This is a genomic window from Bradyrhizobium archetypum, assembly GCF_013114835.1.
Classification (GTDB): Bacteria; Pseudomonadota; Alphaproteobacteria; order Rhizobiales; family Xanthobacteraceae; genus Bradyrhizobium; species Bradyrhizobium archetypum.
Genome location: NZ_JAAVLW010000002.1, coordinates 107395 through 124863, shown reverse-complemented (window position 1 = coordinate 124863; position 17469 = coordinate 107395). Strand labels below are relative to the sequence as shown.

Below are 17469 nucleotides of genomic sequence, written 5' to 3'. Positions count from 1 at the left end.
GCACCTAACATTAACCCTACCCCCAACATTCGTCTTCTCCCGTCCCTGTCTTCATGATGCGGAGCCGCATTTCCGCGATACCTAGGGAAAACGCGAATGCCGTGACCTGCATTGCGCGAGGGTCATCAACCATGGACATGAACCGCCGCCATCTCATTGGAGCCTCCGCCGCTGGCGTCGCCGGCGCGCTCGCGATGTCGCCTGAGCCTGCGCGCACCGCACCCCTCACCTCCACGTTTGGGCGCGACGTCACGCAATATGGCGTGCGTCCCGGCAGCCCCGACGATCAGACTGCGAAACTGCAGCGCGCGATCGACGAGGCTGCGCGCGCGCAAGTGCCGCTGGCGCTGCCGCCGGGGGTTTATCGCACCGGCATGCTGCGGCTTTCGAACGGCACGCAACTGGTCGGCGTCCGCGGCGCCAGCAAGCTTGTGTTCACCGGCGGCGCCTCGATGCTGCAGGGCGAAAGTGCTGATAGCGTCGGCCTGACCGGCCTGACGCTCGACGGCGGCAGCATTCCGTTGCCGACGCGCCGCGGGCTCATTCATTGCCTCGGCGGCCGCGACGTCCGCATCACCGGCTGCGAAATAACAGGCAGCGGCGGCAACGGCATCTGGCTCGAGCAGGTCTCCGGCGACATCTCCGGCAACATCTTCACGAAAATCGCGACCACGGCGGTCGTGTCGTTCGACGCGAAGGGCCTGATTGTGTCGCGCAACACCATTATCGACACCAACGACAATGGCATCGAGATCCTGCGCACCGCGATCGGTGACGACGGCACGCTGGTCGTAGACAACCGCATCGAGGACATCAAGGCCGGTCCCGGCGGCTCCGGCCAGTATGGCAACGCCATCAACGCCTTCCGCGCCGGCAACGTGATCGTGCGCGGCAACCGCATCAGGAATTGCGACTATTCGGCGGTGCGCGGCAATTCGGCTTCCAACATCCAGATCATAGGCAACAGCGTCAGCGATGTCCGTGAGGTCGCGCTCTATTCCGAATTCGCGTTCGAAGCCGCGGTGATCGCCAACAACACGGTGGATGGCGCCGCCGTCGGCGTCTCCGTGTGCAATTTCAACGAGGGCGGCCGCATCGCGGTCGTGCAGGGCAACATCATCCGTAATCTCTTGCCGAAGCGGCCGATCGGCACCGCGCCCGACGATGACGCCGGGATCGGCATCTATGTCGAGGCGGATTCGACTGTCACAGGCAATGTGATCGAGAATGCGCCCTCGTTCGGCATCATCGCCGGCTGGGGCAAGTATCTCCGCGATGTCGCGATATCAGGCAATGTGATCCGCAAGGCCTTCGTCGGCGTCGGCGTTTCGGTATTGCATGGCGCCGGAACGGCGCTGGTCAACAACAACATGATTTCGGAAACCCCGCGCGGCGCCGTGGTCGGGCTCGACCACGCCCGCACGATTACGACCGATCTTTCGGCCGATGGCGCGCAACGCTATGCGCAGGTGGTGGTTGGAGGCAATGCGGTACGGCGCTAATTTGCGCCCTGTTCGCCCGCCTACAGCGCGTTGCGCAGCAGCGGATAGCGCTCCTTCATCGCGTCGAAATCGATCGCCTGGAATGGCAGCCCCTGCAGCGCGGGCGCGTCGGGCACCGCCGGCGCCTCGTCTGCAACGGCGAGCTGGCTTTCACGCGCGACCAGAACATCAGCGGGAATCGGGCGCGCCGGGGCGGCGACTGGCGGCGCCTGTTGCGGCTGAAGCTGCACAACCGGCTCACGATAGCCCTCATCGCGCGGCAGTGGCGTCAATGGCAGCGGCGTCGTTCGACGGCGGCCGAGCCAGGCCAGGTCGATCGTCGTGTTGTCGAGCGAGGCTTCGCGGCTCAACAGATCACGCCACGTTGCGACGGCGGTCTTGGCTTCCTGAATGTTTTCAAGGAATTCGCGCTCGCTGTGAAAGCGGCGCCAGCGCCCGGTCTCGAACAATTCAGTGAGATATTCCAACCGTTGCTCAGCAAGGCTGCACCAGCGCGCAACAATGTTGCGGCCACGTGCCACGTCTGCGGGATGTGCCATAAATTAGCCCGTAAGAGAGAGACGGACGCAGACGCAACCGAGACGAATCAGTAGGATGTGACGGGCTTATTCTGTGGAAAACTTTTTCATTGTCCAGTGGCGTGAGGCTACGGGACCTCCTGCGATCGACAAAACCCGCACAATTGCGGAGTCGGCCACCCATCAAACCGTGCAGCAGCAGGGCTCCGCTGCGAAGCACTGGTCGATTTTTTCGTTTGAGAGGGCACACGCAAAAACTGCACGCCTCGCATGCGGACGGAAAACTTGTGGTCGGCAAGTCGCACGACACCGCATGCAGCGCCGCTGCTTTGAAAACATGTGCCGAAAATGAAAGACCCGTCCGGGGGGACAACCGGACGGGTCAAAGCCATATGGGGCGCTTGGGGTGGATGGGCGCTCGCGCCGAATATAGCTGGGGAGGGATTACCGCTCCCACATACATAAGTCGCCGCACCTCCCCAGGACGTTCAAAACGGCGAACGATTTTTTTAACCCTGTGTTCGAGGACGATCGTCGAAAAATCGCCGTCCGGAGGCTATTTTGCTGCGTTTGCGGTCGATTTGTCGGACGCTATCGACGGCGGGCCGTCATTCAGCGCCCGGCTCACGGAAGTGTTATCCGCTGTCGGATCGGGCGTCGGCGTCTTCTCTCCGGCCGGCTTATCGGAAACGGAGGCCAGCGGAACCGCAGGTGCGGCGGCCGCAGCGGTAACCGCGGCGAAGGCGTCGGCCTCGCCTGCCCCGAACTGATCGTCGCGGCCGGGGGTGCCGAGATCGCGGGCGGTCTTGGTCAGGATTGTGCGAACATCACCGGGCTTCAATGCAGGATTGCGCTCCAGCATCAGTGCCGCAACACCACTGACATAGGCGGCGGAGAACGAGGTGCCCGACGTGATCTGATACTTGTCATCCGGCGCCGGCAGGAAAATATCCGCGCCCGGCGCGGCAACCGCGATGTGGTTGCCGCGGTTGGACGCGGCAAACAATTTTTCCTGCGCGTCAGTGCCGCTCACCGCGATCACGTTTGGGTTGGCGGCAGGATAGAGCGGCTGCGATTTCGCGCCGGCATTGCCTGCCGCAGCCACCATCAGAATGCCGCGGGCCGCCGTCGCCGCAATGCCTCGCTCGATCAGCGGATCCTTCGGGCCGGCAAAGCTCATATTGATGATCTGCGCGCCATGCTCGGCCGCATAGTCCAATCCCCGGAGGATCACATAGGACGTACTCTCCGCGCCCTTGGAACTCGCGCCAAACGCGCGGATCGCGATCAGCCTCGCCTCCGGCGCGCTGCCCATCAGCTTGGCATGCGCGACGATCGCGCCGGCAATGCCGGTGCCGTGGGTATGCGGACCTTCCTTGCTGACGAGCGCGTCGAAAGTATCGGCAACCGAATTGGCGAGTTCGGGATGTTTGGCGTCGACGCCTGAATCGATCACCGCAATGGTGACATTCATGCCGCGGGCAAGCGCGTGCGCCTGCGGCAGGCGAAGCTGGGCGACCGCGTATTGCGCAGCATCGCCCTCGGTCGAAGCCTTCGTCTGATCCTGCAGGAAGTAACGAAAATTGAGCTGCACCGAACGCACGCTGCCCTCGGCCGCAAGCTCGCGGCGCACCGTATCCACCGGGCGGTTATCAACGATGCGAAACAGGCCGATGGTGCCGCCGAGCAGCCGGAAGCTCTGCGACGCGATGCGCTCCAGGCCGTGACGCCGCGCCAGTTCGTCGGCCTCGGCGATGGATAACGCGCCGTCGATTTCGGCAACGAGTTCATTCTTGACCGCACGCAGGTCGACCGCCGCCTGCGCATTGTTCTTGCCCGCCCCGCCATTGCCCTTCTTGGCCGAAGCGCCGTTGCCGCCGCCGGCCGACTTGACCGGACGATCGAAGCATTCGCCGTCGGGACCGCGAAACGCATATTGGCAAGCCGGATAGAGGTTGGGCGAAAACCGCGCATGGGGCAGCGTCGACGGTACGCCGACTCCCGGGCGCACGCGCAGCGTCGAGCTCATGGTGTCGATCCGGGACGGCGGCGTCCGCGCCACCCTGTCGACGCTGACGCTTGGCCGGGCTCCGACGCCTGGATTGATCCGTGGGCCTACTGTCGGGTTGATGGTAGGTACCCGCGAGCCGACGTTCACACTGGGGGTGCGCATGATGCTTTGCGCATGCACAACCGAGGGTCCGAAAGCGATCAGCGGCAACAGCGCAGCCGACAACACCCACGCTGCACGCTGGGTTCTTGCCCGCCAACTCACGCCATCATGAACCATGGGACCTCAGCTTGCCCGGCCCACGCCAAGCGATGCTATGGCGTTGCCACCGCCAGGCTGACGATCTTCTCGCGCTGCAGCCTGCTGATCAGGCCAGCGGCCTCGTCCTTGCTCATCGCCTTGCCGAACTGCAGGCGGAACATGCCGCTCTTGGCGCCGTCAACGATCGAGGCCTGGTAATTGTCGAGCAGCGCAGTGATGTCAGAGATGCGTGCTTCGGGCGTAAAGCGCACCAGCGCGCGCGTCGGCGCGGCGCCGCTTCCGAGATCGCGCGTAATCGGCGCCGCCGACGGCTCGTTCAGGCTCAGCGACGCGGTCTGGAACGAAGCGGTCTGGTTCTTCATCAGCACGGCGCCGATCACGCCGGCCTGCAACACGAGCGCTACCGCGCCGAGGCTCGCCGACCAGGCGAGCGTACGCGGCGACAGACCTGCGAAAAATTCCGATACGCGTGCAGACAGGCTCACCGATCGCGAGGGCTCGCGTGCAGGCTCCGCATCGATCGCCGCAAACAGTTTCTGCATGGCGCGGGCGGACGGCGCGCCCAGGCTTTCGTTGAGGCTGATCGTCTCGGCATATTCTTCGCGGATGACGGCATACTGCCGGGCCAGTTCGGGATCGCCGGCGAGCGCTTCCTCGACGCGGCGGCTATCACGCGCGTTGAGGGTGCCGGCCGCATGGAACGGCAACAGCATCTCGATTTCGCTGGGCTCTTGATCCAGCATTTGTCTGCTCGCTGCCATCATGGCCAACCTCGCTCTATGCCTGCTGCCTTGAGCAACTCGGCCAATTTCTTGCGCGCATAAAACAGGCGCGTCTTGACGGTGTTCTCGGGAATTCCGACGATTTCGGCCACCTCTTCCACGGACTTCTCGTGGTAGTAGACGAGATCGACGATCTCCCGATGCTCTGACGAAAGCGCCGTCAGGCACTTGCGCAACGCTTCACCCGTATCCTTCTTCTGCACCACCACTTCCGGATCGTCGGACGTATCTTCGATCGCGTTGGCGGTTTCTTCATCCAGTCCAACATCCTTGCGGCGCCGAAGTGCCGAAAGGGCCTTGAATCGCGTGATCGCCAGGAGCCAGGTAGTAACGGCGGATCGGCCTTCGAACTTGCCGGCCTGACGCCACACATCGAGAAACACCTCGCTGATGAGGTCCTCCGCGATCTGTTCGTCCCTTACGAGTCGAAGCCCGAAACGGAACACCCTGACATGGTGCCTTCCGTAAAGCACCTGCATGGCGAGCCGGTCGCCTTGAGCGATCCGTGCGATCAGAATTTCGTCTGAAGCCGCCTGTGTCGCGCTCAATCGCCGTCTCGCAAGGTTGGTCGGACGGGGGTGGCCGGCGGTTCGATGTGAACAGTGAGATTCTTCACATTACGGCAATGTCCGAATTGCATGTGTGACCTACCCCACAGACGGTCATCCCCGGACCATCGCGCGGGTGAAAACGGGTTGATGCCCAAAACTGGTACCATAATACGGAAACACTTTCCTAAAAGACGTGTCGTCCTGCGACCTTAGCAAGGCTTTGCCGGCCGGGCAGCATCTGCGTGGACGCGGAAGGGTTCCCCGGAAGCTGGCTCCGCACTATCGGAATTCGGCAGATTTCCATTGCAAAAACAGTGCAATGGCAGGGTTTTAACGGACCCGATTCGACTCCAAAAGATACCAAACCTAAAGGCTTTATTCCCTAAAGTTTCGTCCGGCATACTCCAACAGCGACGGGACATGAGCAGCGCGGCTTCATTGCTTCAGGGGCAAGGCTCCCATAATGCGACCGCGCGCGTCACCCGCCTGCCGCCGGAAGTATTGAAACGCCGGACCGGCCAGCGCCGCCAGATGCTGGCCGTGCAAGGCGTCAGCTATTTGCTCATCACCTCGGTCCTGCTGGTCTATTGCTACGCCGGCACCGTCCCGATCATCATTCCATCGACCTATTTCCTTTCCGGCGTCGGATTGGTGTCAGTCTTCGTCGTGTTGTCGGAAGCCCATTTCAACGACCGGTTCGAGGACCACTATCTCACGATCTTCCAGGTCGCCGGGCACGTCGCGCTTCAGCTCTGTTTTCTGCTGGCCGCGCCACAGATTGGATTTGCCTTCCTGAGCGTCGTATTCCTCATTTTTGGATTTGGCGCGCTGCGAATGACCTCCCGGCAGGCGATCATCTCCTGGACCCTCACCATGATCGGCCTGGCGCCGATTTTCCTCTTCAGCGGCACCCCGATCGGCCTGCCGATTACCACCCAGACCGAACGCGTCGCCGCCATGCTTTCCTTTGTCCTGACGATCGGACAATGCGCCTTCGTTGGGCTGTATGGCTCTACCATGCGCAAGATGCTCTATGACCGCAGCTTCGAACTGAAGGCGGCGTACAAGCGGATCGAAGAACTTGCCGAACTCGACGAACTGACCGGGGCATCCAATCGCCGCAGCATCATGCGAATGCTGGAGGAGGAAATCGCACGGTCCAGGCGCGGCGGTTCACGTTGTTCCATTGCGCTGATCGACCTCGACTGGTTCAAACGCATCAACGACGCCTACGGCCACCCGACCGGCGACGAGGTGCTGCGGACATTCTCGATCACCATGTTTGCCAACATCCGCAGTATCGACCGGTTTGGCCGATATGGCGGTGAGGAATTCCTGCTGGTGCTGCCCGACATGGATGTCGATCAAGCCATGCAGGCGCTCGACCGGTTGCGCGCCATTATTGCCGATCTCGACTGGAGCGCGTTCTCGCCCGGCATGAAGGTGACGATGTCGGCAGGCGTTGCCGCGCTGAACCCGAACGAAACATCAGACACATTCCTCGCGCGCGCCGATAGCGCGCTTTATGCAGCCAAGGCGCAGGGACGTAACCGGATTACCAGCGCCTGATCCGACATATTTCAGCTCCGGCGGCGAAGAACCCGCCGCTTTTGCTCCAGGACAGAGTCATGATTTCGAAGACCGCCACCGCTCCTTCTCCCGGAAACCTGCTCGACGAGTTGCAGTCCACGCTTGCGCACGGAACCGTCGCTCGCCGGGTAGAGACCCTGCGCCGGGTAACCGACCTCTTCATCAACGGCGCCGTAGACTATTCGGACGAGCAGGTCGGGTTGTTTGATGACGTCTTCCAATGCCTGATCGATCACATCGAAACTTCGGCCAAGATGCTGCTGGCCAACCGTCTCGCTCCGGTTGACACTGCGCCCCCGCTCACCATCCGGGCGCTCGCCTTCGACGATGTCATCGAGGTGGCGGGCCCCGTGCTGTCGCAATCGATGCGGCTCGACGATAGGACGCTGATCGAGAATGCACGCAGCAAGAGCCAGGCGCATTTGATGGCGATTTCGACCCGCAAGACGCTGAGCGGCGCGGTCACCGACGTGCTGGTCCAGCGCGGCAATGATCAGGTGATCCAGTCGACCGTCAACAATCCCGGCGCGGAATTCACCGAGCGCGGCTTTACCCGACTCGTCGACCGCGCCGAAGGCAACGACGATCTCACATCCTCGCTCGGCCGGCGTCCGTCCGTGCCGCGGCATCTCTATCTGAAATTGCTCGCCAAGGCGTCCGATACGGTGCGGCAGCGGCTGGAGGCCGCCAATCCGCAGCAGGCGGCCGAGGTGCCGACGGTAGTCAAGGAGGCGACATGGCGCGCGCGCTCGGCGACCTCGACCATCACCCAGAACACCGCGATTGCGCATGCGCTGGTCAAATCGCTGTACGAGGACGGCCGGCTCGACGAGTCCGAGGTGGCCTCGTTCGCCGAGGCCGGGAAATTCGATGAGGCCAACGCCTCGATTGCGGCGCTTGCCAATGTGCCGGTGGCAATCGCCGAGAACATGATGGTCGAAAGCCGGGCCGAAGGCGTAATGATCCTGGCGAAGGTCGCGGGCCTGTCGTGGTCGACGGTCAGATCCATCATCAAGATGCGCGACGAACTATCCGGCACCGAGCCGACCGATCTTGCCGCCTGCAAGGACACTTATGAGCGGTTGCGGCCTTCGACGGCGCAGCAGGTGCTGCGCTTCCACCGCATGCAGCAGAACGTGCCGATGGCATGAGCTTCTTACCCTCCAGGGGAGGCTGACAGCTTCAATATTTCAGCACTTTCGCTCCGGCGAGCGCGCCGATCGCCGCGACCAGCGCGGTCGCGATCGTGTACCAGGCCGCTACGAACAGCGGTGAATCGTCCGTGCAATGCGAAGCGTAGAGCGTCGCCGCCAATCCGGCCGACAATAGCCCGGCGATGGCGCCAGCCACAGCGGGCCGCGACGGCGCCCCGTGACGCAGTCCGATCAGTGCGCCCGCCAGGAGCGGCAGCGACATCAGCGGGATTGCCGTCAGACAGACCCACGAATTCTTGCCGACCAGCCGCGTCATCATCGGCATCCGCTGCGGCATCATCATTTCGCCGCCGATCGCGGCGGTCAAAATCCCCACCGGCGCCAGCAGCAGCCAGCCGAAGCCGCGCAGCGAGACTTCGGGCCGGGACAAATGCAGGCTGACGGCAATCGCCGAAATCGCCAACGCCAGCGTCACCGCGAATTTCAGGTCGAAGAACGGATTGCGCATCGCAACCATCACGTCGGGCCTGACGCCGAGTTCCGTGAAGAACATCAATAGCGAAACCGGCGCAGCGGCCAGGAGCGCCAGCATCAGCGCGAATCCGACGGGGCGCGCGCGGTGCGCGTTGTCGGCCGCCAGCGTTCGAATAAGCTGATCGGTATCCATTTTCATCGTTCCCGTAGCTTGGCCGTCAGGCTCGTCAGCCCCCGGTGCAACGCCACCCGCACCGCACCCTCGCTCATCGAAAATTTCGCAGCAGTATCCTTGATCGAGGCGCTGTCGACCGCGATCGACTGCAGCACCTCGCGCTGGCGCGCCGGCAGCGTCTGCAACTGGGCGGCAACTTCGCTCGCCGAGGCGGTCTCGGCCGGCGTCTCGCCCGCCAACGTCTCGGCGAAATCGTCGATATCGACGAAGATGCGACGGCCGCGGCGGCGCAATGCATCGATCAGCTTGTTGCGGGCGATCGCAAACAGCCATGGGCCAAAGGGCGCGGTGACATCCCAGGTATGCCGCTTGAGATGGACCGCCAGTAAAATGTCCTGCACGATGTCCTCGGATTGATCGACCGGTTGCCCGGCCCGCGCCAGACCACGGCGCGCCGCAGCCCGGAGCACCGGCGTGACGGCCTTGAGCAGGCGATGATACGCCGTACTGTCACCTGCAATGGCCGACCGCATCAGGCCGGTCCATTCATCATCCCGTTCGCGCACCGGCGCTCCTACCCTGCAATTCGGTCGATCTTTCAAATTGTTACGTCAGGACCATGTGATCACGAAGTCGTGATCTGATCCCCGACGTAAAAAGCTCCGGCTTGGCGATCCTCATCCAGGAATCGAACCGCCCGCTGCCCGGACGGCAGGCTCATAACATCGATTGCGCAGGCTCGCATCCAGCCCTCGCGTTCCCTTCCGGTTGTCGGCGCCCGGCAGCGTGGGCGGCCGGCATCTGTTCGCCGCGATCATTGCCCTGCTTTTGCCCGGTGTTGCCCGAAGATTCCCTTTTTCCGCCGTGCTGTGGACACTGGCAGGGTCTCATTTCGCCGCTGGGCGGCGGCTAATGGGGAGATTCCATATGACGATCAAAGCCAGCGCGCGGTCGGCCTTGATTTTCGCGGCAGGACTTTGGGTAGGTTTCGCGGGGTCACTGCCGGCGATGGCTGCCGGTACGGATACGGACAGCGCCACTGTCTCCAACGCGGAGAGCGCGACGACCGGCAAGTCTTCCAGGCAAGGTTCGCATTCGCAGAAAAAGCAGTCCGCCCATCGCAAATCTACGCGCGCGGCATCGAAATCTGCCGAGAGCCAGAAAACCGAGGAAAAACAGGTCGCTGACGCGAACGGCGGCGCATCGCCAGCGACTCCCAGCGGCACCTCGCCAGCGATTCCGGAATGGCTAGCCAACGCCAACGCGCAAATGACTGCAGCCGATGCGCCCTCCGATAGCGCCAAGGCGATGTCGGCGGCAATGTCGGAGAAGGCCAACACTGTCCTGCAGTCGGCGGCAGACAAGCCCGCCGACACGGAAGCGCAGGCTGATGCCGGGGTGGTTGCCTCCGACCAGCTCAACGACGTCGATCGAGCGCTGCAGGAAACGCCCTCCTCTGAGACGCCTGCGACGCGAACGGTCGCCATAGCCTCGACCTCCAGAGCGGCGTCGGAGATCGCCACGCAGGCAGCCAGCAACGACAGTTCCACGCTGGACAAGACCTCACTGATCGGAAAGATCTTTATCGCTTTTGGCGCCCTGCTGACGGTGGCATCAGCCGCGCGCATGTTCATGGCCTAGCGGTTCGGGCGCCGGGCGCGGCAACGCCGCGTCCGGCCGATGCCGCCCCACTTGAAGCCCACCCTCGCAGCGGGCACATTGCGCGCAAATCGGTTACGCGGGGTGGATCATGGCGACGTTCGAATACATCATTGTCGAGAACAAAGGGCCGGTCGGCATCATCACGCTGAACCGGCCGAAAATGCTCAATGCGCTGTCGTTCGGCGTATTTCGCGAAATCGCGGCGGCCGTCGATGACCTCGAGGCGGACGATAAGATCGGCTGCATCCTGCTCACCGGCAGCGAAAAGGCGTTCGCCGCCGGCGCCGACATCAAGGAGATGCAGCCGAAGAGCTTCATCGACATGTTCTCCAGCGATTTCACCGCGATCGGCGGCGACCGCGTCGCAACCTGCCGTAAACCGACGATCGCGGCCGTCAGCGGCTACGCGCTGGGCGGCGGCTGCGAGCTCGCCATGATGTGCGACATCATCATCGCCGCCGACACCGCCAAATTCGGCCAGCCTGAAATTACGCTCGGCACCATCCCCGGCATCGGCGGCACCCAGCGCCTGACTCGCGCGATCGGCAAGTCCAAGGCGATGGATCTCTGCCTCACCGGACGCATGATGGATGCGGCGGAAGCCGAGCGCTCCGGCCTCGTCAGCCGCGTTGTGCCGGCGGACAAATTGATGGAGGAAGCGCTGTCGGCGGCCGAGAAGATCGCTGCGATGTCGCGTCCCGCCGCTGTCATGGCCAAGGAAGCCATCAACCGCGCCTTCGAGACGCCGCTGTCGGAGGGCATGAACGTCGAGCGCAACCTGTTCCACTCGACCTTCGCGCTGGAAGACCGCGCCGAGGGCATGGCCGCGTTCATCGAGAAGCGCAAGCCGGTGAACAAGAACAGATAGCGCCGAGCTCTCTCCGCATGTCGTCCCTGCGAACGCATGCGAACGCAGGGACCCATACGCCGCGGCCGTCGTGTTGATGCCCTGGTGCATTCGGAGGGACGACGTTGGTTATAGTGTGCCACTCCGCGCCAGCGCCGCGTTGACCAGCGCGCGGTAGGCCCACTCGGCAAACGTCTTCGGCTGACCGAGACCCAGTCGCGCCAGGCATTCGCGCTTTGAGGCATCTGGCGGCTGTGTCATCCCCTGCCACAGCAATCCGGGAAGAAGCAGCGGCGTCCGCTGCGCTTCCCGTAGCAACTGCAGCGCCGGGATCAGCCGCTGCTCGACCTCGGTGAAGTCGCTGCCGAACGGGAATGACGGCAAGAGCCCGGCCTCGCGCGCGGGTTTCAAGGCATCCGCGATCCGCTCCGGAAAGTTCTCGCGATGGCCGCGCGAAATTTCGAACTCCTTCGGCAGCTTGCCCGCATCCTTGGCGATCCTGGCAAGCTCGTCCTGGAACCGGGAGTCCGTGACCTGCAACATCGCGGCAATGGTCTCGGCGTCCGATTTGCCTCTGATATCGGCAACGCCGTATTCGGTGATGAAGACATCGCGCAAATGCCGCGGGATAGTCTCGTGACCGTAGCTCCAGCGGATATTCGAGTGCGTCCGCCTGCCCGCCTGGCGCGTTGCGTCCAGCGTCAGAACTGAGCGCGCGCCGGAAAGTGCGAAAGCCTGCGCGACGAAATTGTACTGGCCGCCCACGCCGCTGACGACGTGGCCGTTGTCGAGCCCATCGGAGACCGCCGCCCCCATCAGGGTTGCCATCATCGCATTGTTGACGAAGCGGGCACCAACGCGTGCACGGCGCTTGGCCTCCTCCTCGCCATAGAGCTGGTTGGTGAAGGACACCGGCATCATCTGGATGCGCGCGAGTTGTTCTTCCGGCATCTCGCGCAGCGCGCGATAGAGCGATTTCGGACCGAGGAAGAACGCGCCGTGCAGCGCCACGCCATCGACCTCGCGCTTGAGAATACCGGAGTCGATCAGGCCGAGAAATGCCTCGATCAGCATTTCGCTGACGCCGTAGAGTCCCTTCTCGAATGGCGCCGTCTGCACGGGCTCGGCTGCCGGCGCGAGCCGCTTCATGATCGCGCGAAACTGCGCATTGTCACGGTGGCGAACGATCAGCCCCTGCGCCAGCGCATCGCCGACCTGCCCGATGCCGATCTGCAGCGTGCCGCCATCAGGGACGAGGCTCGCGGCATGAAGACCGATTGCGTATTTGGTGTCGCTGACAGGCTCGGCCGGCGGTGCAAACAGCGGAAAATCAGTGGCGGGACTATCGAGCACGGCGGAAAATTCATCTGCCGGCAAATCGCCTGGACCCGGCATGAAAGGCAGCTCTGAATTGACCTGGCCGATCAGCTTGAACGATGCTCGTCCCTCGCCGCGGGCACGCAAGATGTCAAGCGTGGTGTCGGTATTGCAGCTCAAGCTATAGCGTGTCACGCCTTCGACCACACGTTTGGCCACCAGTTGGGTAACGACGTTCAGCCCGCGCGTCAGCAGGTAGGACGATGCGTGGGTATAATTCGCGGAGATGTAATGCTGTTGCGCGTATGGCACCTGCAACCATTTGCCGGCCAGGAAGAAAAACTCGATCACCTGGATGTTGGGCGGCAGTTCGCCGGCATGCAGAGCATTCGCATAGGACAAGTCGGGATAGCCGCCAAACAGCCGATCGATCACCGGGTCGATGAAGCGGCGTTCGAGCAGGCTTGAGGGTCGGGGCTTTTCCAGCGTCAGCGCCGAAAACAGGGTGAGCTTGATCGAACGATCGGCGGCAGCGCGCGCGTACAGCGCGTTGACGACATGATTGGCTTTGCCTAGCCCGAGCGGCAAACCGACCACGAGGTCGGTTCCAACATCGCGGATGATGTCCTCCGCAATCGATTCGGGATCGGAAAACAGCTTTGGCATCAGTTGCAGATCCGGGGCATAGCTGGAGAACCAACCGCCCTGAATCGGACGCCAGCCACCAGAGCATAGCGCATTTGCCGCGAAGTGTTGTCTGTGACGAACCGGCAACAGCCAAGCACGGATTTCACCGAATTAATGTACTGATGTCGCGCGGCAGTTTGCCTGTGGCGTCGGTGGCCCCTAAACAGGTAGACGAACCGCGGCTGCCGGGGGCGGACGGGCAGTGCGTGATCCGGAATGACGGGTAGCCGTCGTTCCTGAAGATCATGCTCAAACAAGAAGATGGAGCGGGATGGCTCGATGCAGGGTTATCGCGTTCTCGTGTCGACTACGGGATCAAATGGCTAGGCGCACCGCAAGGGTTGGCCGCATTGAAAGACGGTTGCTTCGAGCAGGCATTTGCCTTGCGGCAGCTTGTCTCGCGTTTGCCGCGCCGGCCGCGCATGGCGAAAGCCTGCCCGAGGCGCTGGCCAAAGCCTACCAAACCAATCCCGCGCTCAATGCCGAACGCGCCCGCCAGCGCGCCACGGACGAGAACGTGCCGCAGGCGCTTTCGGGTTATCGGCCGCAGATCGTCGCTACGCTGTCCGCCGGCTTTCAGGCGGTGCGCAACCTCTTGCCCGACAACACGGTCCAGTCGGCAAACCTGAAGCCCTGGACGATCGGAGTGACCGTCTCCCAGACGTTGTTCAACGGATTCAAAACCGCCAACAGCGTGCGCGTGGCGGAACTACAGGTTCGGTCCGGCCGCGAGGCGCTACGCAATGTCGGTCAGGGCGTGCTGCTCGATGCGGTTACGGTCTATACCAACGTTCTCGCCAACCAATCACTGGTCGAAGCCCAGCGCGCCAACGTGGCGTTCCTGCAGGAAACGCTGAGCATTACCCAGAAGCGCCTGAATGCCGGCGACGTCACCCCAACCGACGCCGCGCAGGCCGAGGCACGTCTGAGCCGCGGCCGCGCCGATTTGAATGCCGCCGAGGTCAATCTGGCTGTCAGCCAGGCGACATATACCCAGGTGATCGGCAACGCGCCCAGCCAGCTCCGCCCCGCTGACGCCGTGGATCGCCTGCTGCCGCGCAGCCGCGATGACGCCACCGGGCTTGCCTTTCGCGAGCATCCGGCGGTGATGGCGGCAAGCTTCGATTTCGATGTCGCCTCGACTTCAATCCGCGTCGCCGAAAGCAGCCTGATGCCGACCATCACGCTGCAGGGCAGCGCCAGTCGCAGCAAGGACTCCGATCCAACCCTCGGCACCTTCGGCACCGACCAGGCCTCAATAACCACCCAACTCACCCAGCCAATCTATGATGGCGGTATGGCCGCCTCGCAGACCCGGCAGGCCAAGGAAATTGCAGCACAAAGCCGGCAGGTGCTGGACCAGGTCCGCAACCAGGCCCGCACCGCCGCGGTCGGCGCCTGGGTCGCCAATGAAGGCGCCAAGATTGCAGTCACCGCTTCCGAAGCCGAAGTCCGCGCCGCCACCGTCGCGCTGCAGGGCGTGCAGCGGGAGGCGACCGGCGGCCAGCGCACCACGGTCGACGTGCTGAACGCGCAGCAGGACCTGATTCTGGCGAAGGCCCGGCTGATCGGCGCACAGCGCGACCGCGTGATCGCCTCCTACACTTTGCTCAGCGCCATCGGCCGGCTCGATGTCAGGAATCTCGGTCTCAACACACCGGACTATCTGCCGGAGGTGCACTACCATCAAGTGCGCGACGCCTGGCACGGCCTGCGGACGCCGTCCGGGCAGTAGGTTGTGTTTCCTGTCGTTCCGGGCGATGCGAAGCATGCGCAATTTGCGCACCTGGGAATTTATCGAAACGCCTATGCGAACCTGGAAGTCCCTGTCGGGATCCTGTGGGGCGATGAGGACACCATCAATCCGGTCGAGCAGGCCCGCGACGCTGCTGCCATCCGATACGGACCTGACCTTGCTGCCGGGGCTCGGCCACATTCCACAGATCGAAGACCCCGGCATGTTCAACGATGCCCTGCTCAAGACGCTTGCAAGACTCTAGACTGGGCAGAGATTCGAATTGGCCGGAGACATCATGGACCTCATCAGACTGTGCGGCTGGGGCTATGCAGCCCTGCTCGGCTTTGTGATTCTCACCGGCTACATCCCGGCCTTCATCGACGCCAACGACATGATCTTCGGCCTGTTTCGCCGCACCTGGTATGCCGACGGACTGCATCTGGTCTCAGCGCTATGGGCGGCAACGGCGGCGATGACCTCGCGCCGCGCTTCGGAATTGTTCTTTCAACTATTCGGCGTGTTCTATTTCGCCGACGGCATGCTCGGCCTGCTCACCGGCAGCGGCTATCTCGATTTCGGCATCCTGATCAACGGCGTTCTCAACCTGCCGCTCTCGACACGGTTTTTCGCCAACGCCCCACATCTCGCTCTCGGCGGCGTCGCAATCCTGATCGGCTATCTGCTTGCGCCGCGGACGCGGACCGCCGTTCATGCTTAAATGGCTGCGACGCATCCTTGCTGCTGTCGCGATCCTGATTGTGCTGACGGTGCTTGCACCACTGGCCTATATCGAGGGGACATGCCGGCCGTCTTCCGGCGCGACGGCTGCAAGTGCACCGGCCGCCGCTCTGCCGGCGATCGAGGAGCCGGGTTACCGGCGCAAGCTGAACAATACGTTCTTCACATTCCCCGAATGGTACATCGTCTATTCCTTCGAGGATTTCGGCCGCTTCCTCGACCGCTCCAGCGAGAGCCATTTCAACTATCTCGGACATATCTTCGGCTTCTGGCAGAGCTTCTGCACGATCAACCGCGCCGTGCCCGCGAAGGGAGAATCGCTCGCCGAAGTGAAGACGATGATTTACGTGATCGGCATCAGTTATTCCGTCGAATACGCCATCAAGGGATTCTACGAGAAGACCATTGGCCGCGTGTTCGAATGGATCAGGGGCGAGAAGCGCACGCCGCAGGATGAATTCGGCCGCGCGGTGCTGCAGGACTATGCCGCGTTCCTCTACACCATCCCCTGGTACAAATATCCGTTCCAGGAGAAGCTCGACGGACTGATGGCGATCTCGGTCCCGACACCGAGTAATTTGCGCAGTTTGGAGCGCGAGTTCGCGCTCGGTGCCGAATATTTCGTCAAGATCGGTTACGCCTCGCTGATCCAGAAGGCGCTCGACGCCAGCAATGACAACGAGCCGCGCGACATTATGTTCGCGGTCGCGACATTGCCGCCTGAGGTGCTGGCGAAGGAACCTCGCATCAAGCCGATCCGTGCGCTCAGCGCCCAATGGCAGCTGGTGCAAACGCCACGCTACAAGGCCTTTACCGATATCCTGCGGGATCTGCTGGATCAGGGTTATGGGGTTGCCGAAATCGCCGGCAATCACGACATCCTCATCACGGTGGTTGCACCCGATGCGGCCAAGCTCGACATCAATGGCACGACCGAGTTGTTCTCACTGGAACTGGATGCGCGGCCCGGCTTTCGCCGGGCGGGCCTGAAGGTCAGGATCGACCGCCTCGTGGATATCAACCGTGACCTCAAGGCCAGGGGTGCTGCGATTGAACATTTCTATGACTACTAACAAGTCTTTGCCGGCCAGAGCGACGGAATTGGGCCGGATCGCCGGCGTCATCGCCATCGTGATCTGCGGCTGGCTTGTGGTGGTCACCACGTTGACCTTCGGCTCGGCCCCCGGCAAGTCGATCGCCGTCATTGGTCCGCCGTCCCAGGCGCTGGCTGCGATCGCCAGGGCCAATGGCCGCATTCTTGCATCGAACAACTTCGTCACCATCGCGCGTTCCGACGATGTCGATTTCGTCGGCCGTCTTTACGCGGCCGGGGCGCTATTGGTGCTCGACGCCGAGCAGGCGGGCGGCTGCAGCGGCCTGCCGCCCAGGCGATTCGCCGCGCAGCTTTGATGGACCAGAGCTCCAGCCCCCCTGACCGGCCTACCTGGAACGGCTTAATCCT

General features: G+C 62.9%; 17 protein-coding genes. 10 read left to right on the top strand and 7 right to left on the bottom strand.

Features of this window, described 5'->3' with window-relative positions:
• Positions 1-131 precede the first annotated feature (131 nt).
• The gene (locus HCN50_RS05075) at positions 132-1502 is read left to right on the top strand and encodes a TIGR03808 family TAT-translocated repetitive protein (RefSeq protein ID WP_171708546.1); all 1371 of its coding nucleotides are present in this window, start codon (positions 132-134) and stop codon (positions 1500-1502) included.
• Positions 1503-1522: 20 nt separating this feature from the next.
• Here HCN50_RS05075 and HCN50_RS05070 read toward each other — a convergent pair whose 3' ends face one another.
• The 4 genes from HCN50_RS05070 to HCN50_RS05055 form a co-directional block, all read right to left on the bottom strand.
• On the bottom strand, positions 1523-2041 hold the full coding sequence (locus tag HCN50_RS05070; RefSeq protein WP_210264789.1) for a TIGR03809 family protein: 519 nt from the start codon (positions 2039-2041) through the stop codon (positions 1523-1525).
• 535 nt (positions 2042-2576) lie between these two features.
• Complete coding sequence (locus HCN50_RS05065) at positions 2577-4310, bottom strand: S8 family serine peptidase (protein WP_171708545.1); 1734 nt, start codon at positions 4308-4310, stop codon at positions 2577-2579.
• A 35-nt stretch (positions 4311-4345) separates the two neighbouring features.
• Positions 4346-5056, bottom strand: coding sequence for a hypothetical protein (locus tag HCN50_RS05060; protein ID WP_171708544.1), 711 nt, complete (start codon positions 5054-5056; stop codon positions 4346-4348).
• Positions 5053-5622: a sigma-70 family RNA polymerase sigma factor gene (locus HCN50_RS05055; RefSeq protein WP_171708543.1), complete on the bottom strand. Its 570-nt coding sequence runs from the start codon at positions 5620-5622 to the stop codon at positions 5053-5055. The genes HCN50_RS05060 and HCN50_RS05055 overlap by 4 nt, the downstream gene beginning before the upstream one ends.
• A gap of 423 nt (positions 5623-6045) precedes the next feature.
• Here HCN50_RS05055 and HCN50_RS05050 point away from each other — a divergent pair, with 423 nt between their 5' ends.
• Together HCN50_RS05050 and HCN50_RS05045 are read left to right on the top strand one after the other, a co-directional pair.
• Entirely contained in the window at positions 6046-7194 is a 1149-nt protein-coding gene (locus tag HCN50_RS05050) for a GGDEF domain-containing protein (RefSeq protein ID WP_171708542.1), read from the top strand.
• A gap of 59 nt (positions 7195-7253) precedes the next feature.
• Positions 7254-8366: a DUF2336 domain-containing protein gene (locus HCN50_RS05045; RefSeq protein WP_171708541.1), complete on the top strand. Its 1113-nt coding sequence runs from the start codon at positions 7254-7256 to the stop codon at positions 8364-8366.
• A 31-nt stretch (positions 8367-8397) separates the two neighbouring features.
• On the opposite strand, the gene HCN50_RS05040 is transcribed toward HCN50_RS05045, so the two are convergent.
• Together HCN50_RS05040 and HCN50_RS05035 are read right to left on the bottom strand one after the other, a co-directional pair.
• Positions 8398-9036: an NrsF family protein gene (locus HCN50_RS05040; protein ID WP_171708540.1), complete on the bottom strand. Its 639-nt coding sequence runs from the start codon at positions 9034-9036 to the stop codon at positions 8398-8400.
• 2 nt (positions 9037-9038) lie between these two features.
• Positions 9039-9584: a sigma-70 family RNA polymerase sigma factor gene (locus HCN50_RS05035; protein WP_171708539.1), complete on the bottom strand. Its 546-nt coding sequence runs from the start codon at positions 9582-9584 to the stop codon at positions 9039-9041.
• Positions 9585-9804: 220 nt separating this feature from the next.
• Between HCN50_RS05035 and HCN50_RS05030 the strand changes: the two genes are divergently transcribed.
• Positions 9805-10659, top strand: a complete 855-nt coding sequence (locus HCN50_RS05030; protein WP_311967030.1) for a hypothetical protein — start codon at positions 9805-9807, stop codon at positions 10657-10659.
• A 109-nt stretch (positions 10660-10768) separates the two neighbouring features.
• Positions 10769-11548, top strand: a complete 780-nt coding sequence (locus HCN50_RS05025) for an enoyl-CoA hydratase (protein ID WP_171708538.1) — start codon at positions 10769-10771, stop codon at positions 11546-11548.
• Between the two features lie 108 nt (positions 11549-11656).
• Here HCN50_RS05025 and HCN50_RS05020 read toward each other — a convergent pair whose 3' ends face one another.
• Positions 11657-13510 carry an acetyl-CoA hydrolase/transferase C-terminal domain-containing protein gene (locus HCN50_RS05020; RefSeq protein WP_171708537.1) on the bottom strand — a complete coding sequence of 618 codons (1854 nt, stop codon included), beginning with the start codon at positions 13508-13510 and terminating at the stop codon, positions 11657-11659.
• Between the two features lie 340 nt (positions 13511-13850).
• Here HCN50_RS05020 and HCN50_RS05015 point away from each other — a divergent pair, with 340 nt between their 5' ends.
• The 5 genes from HCN50_RS05015 to HCN50_RS04995 are packed head-to-tail and all read left to right on the top strand — an operon-like array spanning position 13851 to position 17417.
• Positions 13851-15266 carry a TolC family outer membrane protein gene (locus tag HCN50_RS05015; RefSeq protein WP_171708536.1) on the top strand — a complete coding sequence of 472 codons (1416 nt, stop codon included), beginning with the start codon at positions 13851-13853 and terminating at the stop codon, positions 15264-15266.
• A 34-nt stretch (positions 15267-15300) separates the two neighbouring features.
• Positions 15301-15531 (top strand): hypothetical protein, encoded by a 231-nt coding sequence (locus HCN50_RS05010; RefSeq protein WP_210264788.1) that lies wholly within the window; start codon positions 15301-15303, stop codon positions 15529-15531.
• Positions 15532-15564: 33 nt separating this feature from the next.
• Entirely contained in the window at positions 15565-15987 is a 423-nt protein-coding gene (locus HCN50_RS05005) for a hypothetical protein (protein WP_171708534.1), read from the top strand.
• The gene (locus HCN50_RS05000) at positions 15980-17080 is read left to right on the top strand and encodes a hypothetical protein (RefSeq protein WP_171708533.1); all 1101 of its coding nucleotides are present in this window, start codon (positions 15980-15982) and stop codon (positions 17078-17080) included. Before HCN50_RS05005 ends, HCN50_RS05000 begins: the two co-directional genes overlap by 8 nt.
• The gene (locus tag HCN50_RS04995; protein WP_171708532.1) at positions 17070-17417 is read left to right on the top strand and encodes a hypothetical protein; all 348 of its coding nucleotides are present in this window, start codon (positions 17070-17072) and stop codon (positions 17415-17417) included. Before HCN50_RS05000 ends, HCN50_RS04995 begins: the two co-directional genes overlap by 11 nt.
• The last annotated feature ends 52 nt before the right edge of the window (positions 17418-17469 follow it).